We start from the raw sequence: 14,272 nt of genomic DNA, 5'->3' as shown, positions 1-14,272 counted from the left end.
TGTTTAATTCTTGAAAAAATGTTCAAACGACCTATGGTCGTTTGAACTGCGTTATTTTGTGTAAATGATTACCAACCGGTATTTTGAGGCATTTCTGGTGTTTGGATACGTTGATTCTCTGGAATTGGAAAAAGCAACATTTTATCCTGGAAAGTTTTTCCATTGGCAGCCATGGCTGTTTTTGCCTGTTTTGTACGCACCAAATCAAACCAACGGTCGTGTTCAAATGCCAATTCAAGACGTCTTTCTTTCCAGATCAATTGACGGAGCTGCGCTTGGTCGGTTGTCGTTACGTTGGCTAATTTTACACGTGTGCGCACGGTATTCAATGCATTCAGCGCTTCACTGCTATTGCCAACCTCATTTGCGGCTTCGGCCAGGATAAGATAAATTTCACCCAGACGGAGGTAACGTACGTTTTTATCACCGTCAGCGGCACCTCCATTTGCTGAGGAATACGCTTTTTCATTATACATTGGGTTTTCTACACCATTGTCAATCAGACGGCCATCGTAAAGGGTTTCACCCCTGAAAATAATTGTGGCATCCCGGCGGATATTGTCTTTTTCGGCATTGAAGGCATCCAATAAGTTTTGGCTTGGGATATTAAAACCCCAGCCTAAGTTGACCGCTCCTCCACGAGGTGCCTGTACTTGACTATATTGTTGGATACCATGTGCGATAGAGGTGCCCCTTGCTTGAAATTCAAATAATGATTCGGGACCATTTTCCCCAGCCAAACGCCAAATTGTTGCGTAATCCGGTTCGAGACTATATCCTCCAGATGTGATGACAGTTTTCGCCATGTCGGCAGCTTGTTGCCATTTGCTTTGATACAAATAGACTTTCGACAATAACCCTTGTGCGGCACCTTTGGTCGCTCTACCTAAATCTTTTGCAGCATAAGCAGATTTGAGTGGAAGATTGTTGATAGCAAATTGTAAATCCGCTTCAATATAGGCGTAAACTTCAACTGCGGGTTCTCTTTTTATTAAATCACGTTCTTGGATAGGAACATCGCCCCATCCGCGGACAAGATAGAAATAGTTCAATGCACGCAGAAAACGAGCTTCGGCAATCAATCTGTTTTTATAAGCTTCGTCTGTCAGTCCAAATTTTTCTGTGTATGCAATAGCTTGTGTAGCCCGCCCTATGGATTTATACCAACGTGTCCACATGGAAAGAAAGGAACCCGTTGTTGAAGTGTAAGTCAACTCGTCTAAACTTAACTTGTCACCACCGGCATCTGTCGCTGAACTACCTTTATCCGCATTATCGGAAAGCATGTCCGTGATACCGATGTAAGAGAAAGAATAATCCCAATCAGTAAACATTCCATATACACCATTGACAAATTGCTCGGGTGTGTAGATTTCTTCACTGTCTTCGGCTTCAACATATTCTTTAGAAGGTACATCTAAGAAGTTGTTGTCTTTACAGCCTTGCAATGCAATGCCTCCACTAAGAAGAATTGCTATATAAAGTTTGTTAATTTTCATTGTCTTCAAAACTAAGGTGATTAAAATTGCATGTTAAGTCCAAATAAGAAATTACGTGTCGTTGGATAAGCTGAAAGCTCAATACCAGAAGTTAAATTTGGACTACCGTCGCCGGCAAGTTCAGGAGAGAAACCACTATAATTCGTAAATATAAATGGATTCTGAGCAGTAACATATAATCTTAATTTAGATCTCGAGCTATATAAGTTATTGAAAGTGTATCCTACAGTGATATTATTGATACGGAAATAAGCGCCCGATTCGAGGAAATAACTCGAAGCCCAATATGCTCTTTCTGCACCGGGATGTTCATTGGTTGAACCTGCGCCAGTCCAGCGATTTTCAAAAGTTGATAACGCGATGTTCTCACCTGCATTGGAACGAACGCTATTTAAACCATTGTAAACCTTATTGCCTGCGACACCATATCCGGAAACATTAAAATCAATAGCTTTATAATTAACACCAACATTGATACCATATGTTGAAGTCGGTAAAAATGATCCAAAGAAAACCTTGTCGCGGGAATCGATGACACCATCTTCATTTTGATCCTTGTACTTCAGATAGCCAGGTTTTGCAGCGCCAAACGATGGGTAATTTTTTACATCTTCCGCATCTTGAAAGACACCATTTGCCTCAAACATCCACCAGCCATAGATCGGTTGTCCAACGCGAAGCTGTTTGGTAATCTCCCCATTATTTAAACTGCCTCCAGTAGCACGGTCATAAGCCGGGACCACTTCCGTTACTTTATTTTTATTGTATGAATAATTAACACCGAATGTATAACTGAACTCCGGACTTATACTTTTGTTCCAATTTAAGGCCACTTCCACACCTTGGTTTAATACTTTAGCACCATGCGCATAGAAGTTTTTTTCGGATGGAGAGGTGTAAGTCGGTGTGACATCAAGAATAGTATTGGTATTCAGCTTATGATAGTAGTCAATGGATCCTGAAAGCTGATTGTTTAGAAACGCAAAGTCTACGCCAGCGCCCGTTTCTCTGGTTACTTCCCAGGTTAGATTTACGGCTGGAGTGCCATATGCGCTTCCATAAACCATATTCTGTTCAGGACCAAAAACGTAGTTGTAATTTGAACTTTCTGGACTTGTTAAAATTGTGGAAACATTTAGCGGGATATCTTGGTTACCTAATTTACCCCAGTTTCCGCGCACTTTCAATAAATTAATCCAGCTGGCATCTTTCATAAAGCTTTCGTTGGTTACCGTCCAACCTAATCCCACCGATGGGAATGTACCCCAGTATTTTCCTGTATTACGGAAAACACTTGATCCATCTCTACGCAATGTTGCCGTTAAATAATATTTGCTATCGTAATTGTACTGCAAACGTCCAAAATACGAAGCTAAGGCCCTCGGAGTATAAGAGGTTTGTAGCGCAACAATACCATAATTGGTTGTTCCTTTTGCAAGATTGATATTCCAGTATTGCTCTTGTTCAGGTACATTATAACCCGTTTGGCTACTCATGCTGTTTATGTCGTATTTCTCACGCGACATCCCCACAACCGCCTCAATATGATGCTTGTCAAAATTCTTGTTAAAAGTTAAGAAATTCTCGATAGACCAGCGGAATTGTTCTAGATTTTCATATTTCAAGCTGTTGTCTACATAATCAAGCGCTTTTGGATTGTTTTCCTTTAATTTGATGAAATCAGATTCATTCAATAAAGTATTAGCATTTAACCATTGATCTTTTACATTATTAAAAATCCGTTGTTTCGAATAAAATTTATTCCCGCCAATACGCGAATTGATTTTCAGATAATCTGTAATCTTAAATTCTCCCTCAAAACTTCCTTGTAAGCGTAGCGTATTTGTTCTTTCATTTTGGCGTAAAACCTCATACACTGGATTTCCAATAGAATTTAGATTTCCGATGGCTTGGCCTGGTGCGGCCTCAATGCCAGCGACACCTGTTGTTGTATTTACACGACCTAAACCGTAACGGCCATTATCAAACATAACGGGCGCAAGTGGCGACTGACGGTAAGCCGTGGTGAAAGCACTATAAGGCTTAGGTGTTGAATTTGTTAATGTAAGATTTAAATTTTGGCTGAACTTTAGGCGGTTGTTTAAAAATTTATATACGTTGTTATTGCGTATGGTATTTCTTACAAATTTTGAGCCTTCAAGAATACCATTTTCGGTATAATTGTTTGCTGATACGAAGTAATCAACTTTCTCAGTTCCACCAGAAATATTAACAGCATTATTAAATACAGAACCTGTACGTAATAATTCGTCATACCAATCTGTATTATATTTTTGATTCTCAGCTAAACGGTAAGACCCATTGGTCGAGGTGAGGTATTCATTTGCAAATATTCTAAACTGATCAGCGTTGGCCATTTTCACGCGGTTCAATACGTTTTTTATACCCGCAAAGCTTTCATAATTGATGTTTGTTGTTCCGGCTTTACCTTTCTTCGTCGTCACGATAATAACGCCATTAGCCGCCCGAAGACCGTAAATAGATGCAGAGGATGCATCTTTTAAAACATCCATAGATTCAATATCGGATGGGTTGATATTATTAATATCTGTTTGTGCAATTCCGTCGACAATATAGAGTGGATTCCGTCCTGATAATGCAGTTCCTAAGCCCCTGATAATGACATTGGGTGATGACCCCGGAGCTTCATTTGCAATAATATTGATACCTGCAGCTTTACCTTGGATGGATTGCATGGCCGACATGGCAGGTTGCTTCGTGATATCAGATGATTTCAAGGAGCTGATCGATCCGGTCAGATCTGCTTTCTTTTGTGTACCATAACCGATAACAACAACCTCTTCCAATGCTTGATTTTGATTTTCTAAGAATACATTGAGTTGCGTTTGATTACCAATGTATACCGTTTGTGTGCGATAACCCAGAAAGTTAAAGACCAGTGAGTCGGTAGGAGAGGCATTGATTTGAAATTTCCCCGTTGCGTCGGTTTTTGTAGATACTGCTTTCCCTTTGATACTAATGGTGACGCCAGGCATGGATATCATGCTTGTGCCATCTTTGACCACTCCTTGTACCGAAGTTTGTCCATAGGCTACCGATACGACCATGGATGTCAAAAATAATGCGGATAGATTCCTCATATCGTTAATTTTTGGTGTTTGTTTAAAATACGTTGGTTATTTCCCTGAAGCAAATATGTTGATGTAGTACAACTTTGCCAAAATTTAACATATTCACATCACTACTACATGAAATTTCGGCTTGCTCAGGCTACCTTTTGTTGTATTTTATATTTTTGATAATCAGTATTTTGTGTTGTTGTTTTTGCTGAAATAACACGAGCTTTAGTGTGTTTTATACACTAAAGCTCGTGTGTGGTAATGATGTAGTGTCTGTGATGAAAATTTAACGTTCCATCAGGAATTCAGAAAGGTTTTTGTCTGTTGGAATGCCTAACTTTTTGCGTAGTCGATAGCGTCTAATCTCGACACCGCGTGTACTAATGTTGAGTAATGAGGCAATTTCCTTACTCGACATATTGAGCCTTAAATAGGCACATAGTTTCAGATCATTGGGGACGAGATCAGGAAACTCTTGTTTCAATTTCTTGAAAAAATTCTCATGTGATTCGTTAAAGCTTCTTTCAAAAATATGCCAGTCACGATCGTCGTTATGGGCATCATCGATAAGCTTGTTTATCTTTTTCAATTCATCCGAACTCAGCTTGTTGCCATCAGCATCTTTAAGCTGTTTGAGCTCGGCGTGTAAATTGTTCAACATCTCATTTTTGTAAACGATATTGAGTGCCGCATTGGCAAGTTCTTTATTTTTTAATTGAAGCTGATCTTCTAATTGCTGGTTTTTAAGTTTAATCCAGTCCTTTTCTTTTTGCTCTGTTTCGCGTTCCAAGGCAATCTTTTTCTCTTCTAGCCATTTTCGCCGTATTTGAAACTGACGCTTGCGCTCCCGTTGAAGATTAAACCTGTAAGCTAAATAGATGAGCGTTATCAGGACGAGTGTATAAAATAACTTCGCCCACCAAGAAAGAAACCATGGATGCCGAATGGTAAATGAAAATGTCTGGACTTCCGAAACTGACCCCATATTGTCCTTCGCCCTGATTTTAATTTGAAACTCTCCATAAGGTAGATTTGTGAAATCTTGATAGGCAGTTTCACTCCATTCGGACCAATTGTCTGAGTAACCTTCGAGATAATATTGGTATTGAAGTGGCGAAGTCGAATAATATGGACTTGAAAAGCTAATTCTAAGATTATTGTCCGATGATGATAGTTTAAACGCTGAATCTGGGATAATAGCCTGGCCTGTTGTCAAGTTGACAAGTTGTGCTATTTGCGGAAGTGGCAACCTGTATTTTTGTGATTTATCGGCATGACGGTAGATCGCAAATCCATCATCTAAACCAATGAGATAGTATTGGTTTTCAATCGGGAGAATGTTTTCATAGTTATTCATCATTCGATCCTGTAAGGGACTGAGCAGATTGGAGTCAATATGTAGTTCGCCCTTACTGTCAAAATCTACTTTAGCAATTTTAGTCTTCTGAATAAACCAGTAGCTGTTTGTATTGATCGGTATGACCTTATTTGAATTTTTATAGCTGCCTAACGCTGTGTTTAATTCATTGGCATAGCTGAATTTTTTTACAATATTGTCGAATTGGAGAAATCCGCTGTCTGTAGCAAATACAAGATTATTTTCTAACGTGTAAATCCCCGTAAATTGCCTCTTTGAAGCGATACTATCCTGTTTGGAGGAAAATAAAATCTTTGCCTGCTGGAAATTCGCATCAAGTCCGAGTAGTTGTATCTGTCCCCAATCGCCAATCCAAAAGGCATGGTTATCTTTTTGCGCCAAGAATCGAACCGGTTCTTTAACGCCTGTGAACTGCTGAACGAACGCTAGGTGTATACCATCGAATGTGAATTTCGATAAGCCTGTATAGTTCCCCTGAAGAATATTTTTTGTTCCAAAAATAGGTTTGAAAACCCATCCTCCGGTAATCTGCGAGATCTTTTCAAGCTTCCCGTTATCTAATTTGAAGGTTCCGTCATTATGTCCACAGATCAACTCATCACCAAATTGTGCTAATGTCCAAACCTGACCATTTGAATTTGGAATCTGAGAGAAATTTAATGAATTGTAATTGGTCAATCCCTTCCATTCACTTGAAAATAAGCCCTTATTAGTTCCAAGATAGATTTTTCCCTGATAGATGATCGATGTATAGACGGTACCTATTTTTCCGACAAAATCAGTGTAGAATGATAATGGGGAATTGATTTCAATGCGGTCAATGCCATTATCAAGTCCCACCCAGATATTCTTCTGATTGTCCTTGACAATGCTGAGTACAGTATTGTTTTGGAGACCATTGTTTTTATTGATATGTTGAATGACCTGCCCATTTTTATTGATGATAATAACACCGTTTTGGATGGTGCCAAAAGCATATTGTCCATCGTAGAGGTATAAGCCATTGTTTATTTGTGACTGGCTTAAGAGCTGATTTGCCGGAGCAGCCCAGGGTAGGATTGTTCCATCGGCTTTCATCAGGTAGAGGCCGTTTCGCGAGGTCGCAATAAGCGAAGTCGTTGCGTCGTAAGGTAAGATGGCAAGTACATTTTTGTCTTTCAAGACATCTTTTCCTTTTACAGGAATTAATTTATCCTGTTTAAATTCATGCAGACCACTTGGTAGCTGTTCAAAAAATAATTTATTGTTGAGCTGATGCGGAAATAAAAAAGGCTCACCTTTAGCCGTTAATTGCCGTATACGATTGTTTTCCCAGATATAGGATTTCGAAAATGTATGAAAAAATACCCGTTGGTCTTCAACAATGATTTTCCAGATTTCTTCGTTTGGAAAGTAGGTTTTGTCCTGTACCAGCTTAGAGAGACTTTGATAAGTCAAGTTTCCAAAGGGTTTGGAAGTCCAATAGCCAAATTCACCTCTTCCACCGGTGTAAATCTTGCCATCTTTACCGATTGCGACACTTCTTACCGTGGAATGATTAGGAAGCGGAAAGATGCGCCAATATTGTCCGTCGAACTGCAATAGGCCTTCGGTATTGGCACTATAAATACGGCCATCTTTGTCGACTGCCAAAGACCAGTTTTGATTTCCAGCCTTGTATTGGTCTTTTTTGTATTGTTTGACAAAAGGCGTACCTGTGGGTATGATTGTTTGACAGTAACCCTCGGGCAGTAAAAAAAATAACATGCTGCAAAACCAAAAGATATAGACGTTCCTATATTTTTTTGTTGTCATCGACTCCCTCACTTTAAATTGATTTGTGGGCAATATATCGATTTTATTGCAAAATTGATAATCTCTAGCGTTGTAGGATGCTCTGGCAGATCGCTAGCTTATTTTGAAGATCAACCGATCGATTGTTGGAAGAAAAATTAGCAGCTGCCAAGGGGTTTATTTTTCTTTTTTTAAAAAAACCATTTAATTGTGTTGAAAATCAGGAATGAAGCCATTTATTCCACTAATTTGAACAAAAAATACTCCTTTTGCTGTAAACGATTTTTGATATTTGAGTTCATTTACTTCGTTAAATAACCAAATAAACCAAAACAACTATGATAACACCGATGACCAAAACGGTAGGTAAGGGGTTGCTTTTATTTTCGTTGATGAGCATGTCTGCACCGGCGGTGCTTGCCCAGTCGCAAATAAAGATATCCGGAAAAGTAAGCTCCTCAACAGGCGAGCCTCTTGCGGGGGTTACCGTACAAATAAAGGGGGTGAAAAACGGCACTGTAACCGATGGGGCCGGCAATTATCAGATTCATGCGCGAGATATTGATGTCCTGATATTTTCGCTGGTAGGCAAAGAGAAAACCGAAGTCCAGGTCGATAAGAAAGATCACATTAATCTTGTACTGCAGGAGTCCAGTAGCCTGATTGACGAAGTGGTTGTAGTAGGCTATGGTACCCAGAAAAAAAGTAATCTAACGGGTGCTGTTGCTGCTGTCGATGGAAAGGTGCTTAACAAACGTATCGCTACAAATCCAACGCAGTTACTTCAAGGTCGCATGCCCGGACTTCGTGTTACCCAAGGATCGGGAGAAGCGGGGAATGAAAATGTGAATCTCCAGGTACGGGGATTGGGTTCCTACGGCGCCTCTTCTGCTCCACTGGTTATCGTAGATGGTATCCCCGGTAGTTTGGAAAATTTGAATCCCCAAGCAATCGAGAATATCACCGTATTGAAAGATGCCGCTTCAGCTGCTATCTATGGGGCAAGAGCAGCAAATGGAGTCATTCTTGTGACGACAAAACAGGGTAAAGCTGGAAAAACACAACTGAGCTACGATTATAACGTCGGAATTACCAAGGCCTCAGCTCTTCCAGACCTCGTATATAATTCCGTTGATTACATGACCTTGTATAATCAGGCAAATAAAAACTCGGGTGTCACAAATCCAAATGCTTCCTTTAGCCAGGAGATGATTGATGCCTACAAAAATGCAACAGATAAAAGATTACATCCCGATTTTAACTGGTTAGATGCTGTCTTTAGAACTGTCCCGGTACAGACGCACAATTTAAGCTTAAGCGGTGGTGCCGGAGGAACAAATTACAACGTTATATTGGGCTACGTCAATCAGCCTGATATTATGATCGGGACTTCTTTTAAAAAGTATAATCTACAGCTTAACCTAGGTTCTAAAATAAATGATCGGATAAGTTTTGGTTCAAGTATCACCTTGAATTATGGGGATCGGAAATATCCTAGAAACGGTAGTGAAGATCAGTTTTTGTCTACCATTAGTCAATCACCACTTTATGGACCTGTATTACCAGATGGTAGTGGTCGTTATTCGTCTAGGGCATATCCTTTTCAATCCCCAAATAAAAACCCTGTTGCAGTTGCTGAAAATGCATTTACAAGACTGAACAATTATTTTATGCAAGGCAATATTTTTTTAAATGTGAAAATATTGGATGGACTGGATTGGAAGACTAGCGGCGGATTGACGTATGGCTTTACAAAAAACTATACCAACAAACCTGTGATTAATCAATACATGTGGTTTGCCAAACCGGATGACCTACCTGCCAGACAACTTGATGTAGGTGGTCAGGGCTTAGAAGTAACGGACGACAACAATGTGTATCCAGTAGGGTATACGCAATTGACTTACGATAAGTCTTTTGGAAATCATAACTTGAAAGTACTGGCAGGAACCCAGGCAGAATATAATAAAACACAAAAATTGTTCGGAAGTAGGTTGCAATTTCCCAACAATGACCTGCTTGAGCTCGATGGTGGCGGAGCTGGACAACAATCAAATAACGGTGTCACCAATGAGTGGTCATTGAGGTCTTATTATGGTCGGTTAAACTATGACTACAAAGGCAAGTATCTACTCGAAGGGAATGCACGTTATGACGCCTCTTCACGTTTTCCTGAAAATAGAAAATGGGCGTTTTTCCCTTCATTATCTGGTGGTTGGAAAGTCTCGGATGAGAACTTTTTTGGTCCGAAATTGAAAGAAGTTGTTAATGAACTAAAGTTAAGAGCCTCCATTGGAACATTGGGTAATCAAAATATTGGTAACTACCCATATCAAATTGTTTACAATTCCTCTTTTGCTTATCCTTTTGATGAAACGCTCCAACAGGGAGCTCGTCAGGTAGCCATGGCCAATGACCGGATCAAATGGGAAAGTACCAAAGTTTTGGATTTCGGTGTAGATATCGGTTTATGGAACAACAAATTGACCGCTTCTTTCGATTGGTATAACAAAGTAACATCCGATATTTTATCTGCATCTACAGCTTTCCCTTCTTATATTGGATTGACTGCACCGACCGTAAATTATGGTGAATTGCGTAACAGAGGTATAGAACTAGGTCTGCAATACCGTGATAAAATTGGAGCGGTATCCTTGACCCTCAATGGAAATATTCAGGCCAATCGCAACAAGGTGATGAAATATGGGGCCGAACGTATCTCGGGCAATACCATTATCCGGGAAGGTTTACCTTATGGTAGTTTTTACCTTTTGGAGAACACGGGCATATTCCGTTCAAAGGAAGAGGTGGCAGCTTCTCCAGTGCAACAGATTCCGGCACAACCGGGCTATCTGAAATTTGCTGACGTTAATGGCGATAAAGTTGTGGACAATAATGATCGAATTGTCGTGCCTGGAGCGTATCCAGATTTCGATTACTCCCTTAATGCGACGGCTGTTTGGAAGAATTTTGATTTTACAGCCTTTTTCTTTGGTTCCCAGGGACAAAAAATATTTGTGAGTGAGTGGGGAATCGTGCCCTTTAGGCAAGGCGGAACGTTCACTCGCGACTGGATGAACGCTTGGACTCCAGAGAATCCGAATGCATCGCTTCCAATAGTGGGTGCTGAAAATACGCCTGCGGCAAATAACGTACGGACTGCATCGACTTTCTTTTTAAAAGATGGATCCTTCTTGCGTCTAAAAAATATTCAGGTAGGTTATGCTATTCCACAGAGCACCTTATCCAAAGGTGGTATTTCTGGCCTTCGCATTTATTTTGCGGCGGATAACCTGCTCACATTCTCCAAGTTCCCTGGTTTAGATCCCGAACGTGGCGTTTCATCGAGCGGTGGAGCAACATCAGGGCGTTATGTGACTCATCCACAGAATAAAGTATTCGCATTTGGAGCGAGCATCACATTCTAATCTAGGGGGTAACTAAAAAAAAATACAGATGAAAAAGAGCGTAAAAAAAACATATCTATACCTAAGCTTAGCAGCGCTAGCTTCACTGGGTAGCTGTACAAAAGATTTCTTAAATAAAAATCCAACAGATAAAATTTCGGAATCAACCTTCTGGAAAACGCAGACTGATGCTGATTTGGCACTATCGGGCTGTTATGAATTTCTGTGCCGAGGATACAATTCGACGTCTTCATCCAATGCACGTGGTGGTTGGGGTGGAGCAAGTATGTTTTGGGATGGGCTTTCAGACGATGCCTTTGTATCCAGTACCTCCAATAATTTCAATATTATTTCGCGGTCCGGAATCTCCTCGACAACCGGCGGAATGCAATCTGAGGGGTATGAGATTTCGTATCAGGCCATTGCTGCATGTAATAAATTGATTGCCAATATTGACCGTATTGCAAGCATGAGCCAGCAGGACCGTGACCGATATAAAGCAGAGGCTCGTTTTATCCGCGCCCATTACTACTTTTTGTTGACCAATCTGTACGGTGATGTGCCATTGACTTTAGAACCTCTGGGTATGGATGATGCGAGTATCCGGCTGGGTAGAACACCTAAAACCAACATTATCGAAACGATTTTGGCAGATTTAAATTATGCGAGTGAAAAACTGCCAAATACAGGGTATAAGGGACATGCTGTGCGGGGATCTGCACTGGGGTACAAAACAAAGGTGTTGTTGACGGTGAAAAAATGGGCTGAGGCAGCTGCAACAGCGAAGATTGTTATGGATGAAAACAAGTTTTCGATCTATCAGGGTGGATACCGCGATCTGTTCCGAAAGCCGGGACAAAATAATAATCCCGAAATCATGTTCTCCGCTCGATTTTTACCACCCAATATGTATAGCCCGGCAGATATGATGTATTCTTATCTGAAGACCATACAACCGCTGGGTTATCTGGTGGATTCTTATTATGCCATCGATGGAAAAGATATTAAAGAATCGACAGTTTACGATGCTAAAAACCCCTACGAAAATAGAGATCCCCGTTTGAAGTCGACAATCATGTACCGCGGTGTATGGCGCGGAACTACAGCATCTTCTGCTTTTGATCCCGTTGCTGAAGGCGTTTTGGGTGGTTTTTTACCGCGAAAGTATATCAACGAATCGAAATGGCCAACAAGCTACGCGACACAAAGCGATCAGGATTGGGTATTCTTACGCTATGCCGATATTTTATTGATGTATGCAGAAGCGAAGAATGAAAGTGCAGGGCCTGATCAGTCAGCTGTCGATGCATTGAATAAAGTACGATCTAGGGCTGATGTGAAAATGCCGCTCGTACAGTTTAGCGGTTCCTTGACAAAAAATGAATTCCGGGATATTATCCGTCATGAACGGCGGATTGAACTGGCTTTGGAAGGTCAACGTTATTTTGACTTGAAACGCTGGGGGATAATCAAAGAGGTGATGGATAAAACCAAGGATCCAGATGGCGCTTCACGGTTATTTATGGCAAGAGATACCTTATGGCCAGTCCCTCAATCTGAGGTAGATATGGCCAAAAGTTTAGGTAATGACAATTTTAAACAAACACCAGGTTTCTAAATGAAGAACTGTGAAAATTTAGGTATGAAAGCTATATATAAAATGTTGCTGGCACTTATCCTCATCGTGGGAATGAGCACGGGATTATTGTATGCGCAAGTAAATCGCTTACCAGATAGTGTACGCATGAAATGGTGGGAGGAAGCCCGGTTTGGTATGTTTATCCATTGGGGCGTATATGCACAGTTCGGCGGTGTTTATAAGGGACACGAACAGGCACGTGGTGGAGCAGAATGGATTATGAACCGATCAAAAATTCCAGTTGATGAATATCAGGCTATGGCGAAACAATTTAATCCCATCGCCTATAATCCAGACGAATGGGTACGCATGGCGAAAGATGCGGGCATGAAATATTTGATTATCACGGCCAAACACCACGATGGTTTTGCACTCTTTGAAACAAAAGCGAGTAAGTGGAATATGGTGGACGCTACGCCCTATGGCAAAGACGTCTTGAAACCTTTGGCCGATGCCTGCCGAAAATATGGACTGAAGCTTGGCTTTTATTACTCACAGGCGCAGGATTGGAATAATCCTGGTGGATCGGCTGCTCGTAAGTTAATGCGAGAAGGCTGGCCTAATCCAGATTCAACCCGTATCGATGACTACACGCTAGCACATCATGGCCATTGGGATCCCAAACAAGAAACAGCGAGTTTTAGTGACTATATTAAAAATGTATCTGTACCTCAGGTCAAAGAATTGTTGAGTAACTATGGCGATATTGCTGTGCTATGGTGGGATACGCCAACCAATATGACCGACGAAGCCGCAAATATGCTTCAGGAGCAATTGGCATTACAACCCAATATTATCACAAATGATCGATTGAAACGGCCTAATTTCCCCGGCGATACCAAAACGCCGGAGCAAAAAATTCCAGATTGGAGTGAACTCGAAGGCAAACATTGGGAAACCTGTATGACCATGAACGGTACTTGGGGCTACCGCACATCGGATCATAAATGGAAGTCTGCCGAAACCTTGATCCGCAATCTCGTTGATATTGCTCCCAAAGGTGGAAACTACCTGTTGAACGTTGGCCCAAAACCCGATGGATCCTTCCCCCAGGAGAGTATAGAACGTTTAGCTGTAATTGGCAAATGGATGAAAGTCAATAGTGAAGCGATCTACGCAACCAAGAGTAGTCCTTTACAGCCATTTGAATGGGGGCGGTGTACCCTAAAGGAAGATGGAAAGCGGACTTATTTGTATGTCTCTGTATTTGACTGGCCAAAAAATGGCCTAGTCGAACTTCCGATTGAAAATAAAGTTGTAAAAGCTAGCCTTTTAGCCAATAACCAAGTGTTAAAGGTGAAATCGAATGCCAATGGTATTCAGATTGCCGTGCCTGAGCAGGCCATTGATTCTGTTGCTACGGTGATTAAGATCGAAGTGGCTGGCAAATTTAAGCGCGAAAAAGGGCCCGGAGCAAAGAACATGAAAACTGGAGCTTTGGACGAGTAAGGCAGATAAGATGGAAAGCAGATACT

6 protein-coding genes are annotated in these 14,272 nt (G+C 41.0%); 3 read left to right on the top strand and 3 right to left on the bottom strand.

What is annotated here, in order from left to right; all coding sequences use genetic code 11:
- Window positions 1–68: 68 nt before the first annotated feature.
- The 3 genes from B3E92_RS13090 to B3E92_RS13080 form a co-directional block, all read right to left on the bottom strand.
- Window positions 69–1,499, bottom strand: a complete 1,431-nt coding sequence (locus B3E92_RS13090) for a RagB/SusD family nutrient uptake outer membrane protein (protein ID WP_286897164.1) — start codon at window positions 1,497–1,499, stop codon at window positions 69–71.
- A 20-nt stretch (window positions 1,500–1,519) separates the two neighbouring features.
- Window positions 1,520–4,621, bottom strand: coding sequence for a SusC/RagA family TonB-linked outer membrane protein (locus B3E92_RS13085; protein ID WP_286897162.1), 3,102 nt, complete (start codon window positions 4,619–4,621; stop codon window positions 1,520–1,522).
- Between the two features lie 265 nt (window positions 4,622–4,886).
- Window positions 4,887–7,724: a helix-turn-helix and ligand-binding sensor domain-containing protein gene (locus B3E92_RS13080; RefSeq protein ID WP_286769775.1), complete on the bottom strand. Its 2,838-nt coding sequence runs from the start codon at window positions 7,722–7,724 to the stop codon at window positions 4,887–4,889.
- 365 nt (window positions 7,725–8,089) lie between these two features.
- Here B3E92_RS13080 and B3E92_RS13075 point away from each other — a divergent pair, with 365 nt between their 5' ends.
- Genes B3E92_RS13075 through B3E92_RS13065 form a run of 3 tightly spaced genes read left to right on the top strand, consistent with a single transcriptional unit; the run spans window position 8,090 to window position 14,246 of the window.
- Complete coding sequence (locus B3E92_RS13075) at window positions 8,090–11,179, top strand: SusC/RagA family TonB-linked outer membrane protein (protein ID WP_286897160.1); 3,090 nt, start codon at window positions 8,090–8,092, stop codon at window positions 11,177–11,179.
- Window positions 11,180–11,207: 28 nt separating this feature from the next.
- The gene (locus tag B3E92_RS13070; protein ID WP_286897158.1) at window positions 11,208–12,776 is read left to right on the top strand and encodes a RagB/SusD family nutrient uptake outer membrane protein; all 1,569 of its coding nucleotides are present in this window, start codon (window positions 11,208–11,210) and stop codon (window positions 12,774–12,776) included.
- 24 nt (window positions 12,777–12,800) lie between these two features.
- Window positions 12,801–14,246, top strand: coding sequence for an alpha-L-fucosidase (locus B3E92_RS13065; RefSeq protein ID WP_286897156.1), 1,446 nt, complete (start codon window positions 12,801–12,803; stop codon window positions 14,244–14,246).
- The last annotated feature ends 26 nt before the right edge of the window (window positions 14,247–14,272 follow it).

Source organism: Sphingobacterium sp. UBA6317 (assembly GCF_002440385.1).
In the GTDB taxonomy this organism is placed as follows: domain Bacteria; phylum Bacteroidota; class Bacteroidia; order Sphingobacteriales; family Sphingobacteriaceae; genus Sphingobacterium; species Sphingobacterium multivorum.
This window is presented reverse-complemented; position numbering and strand designations above follow the sequence as displayed.

Coding starts and splice junctions, on each gene's coding strand:
- B3E92_RS13090 (WP_286897164.1), bottom strand. CDS start 1,499: ATGAAAATTAACAAACTTTATATAGCAATTCTTCTTAGTGGAGGCATT.
- B3E92_RS13085 (WP_286897162.1), bottom strand. CDS start 4,621: ATGAGGAATCTATCCGCATTATTTTTGACATCCATGGTCGTATCGGTA.
- B3E92_RS13080 (WP_286769775.1), bottom strand. CDS start 7,724: ATGTTATTTTTTTTACTGCCCGAGGGTTACTGTCAAACAATCATACCC.
- B3E92_RS13075 (WP_286897160.1), top strand. CDS start 8,090: ATGATAACACCGATGACCAAAACGGTAGGTAAGGGGTTGCTTTTATTT.
- B3E92_RS13070 (WP_286897158.1), top strand. CDS start 11,208: ATGAAAAAGAGCGTAAAAAAAACATATCTATACCTAAGCTTAGCAGCG.
- B3E92_RS13065 (WP_286897156.1), top strand. CDS start 12,801: ATGAAAGCTATATATAAAATGTTGCTGGCACTTATCCTCATCGTGGGA.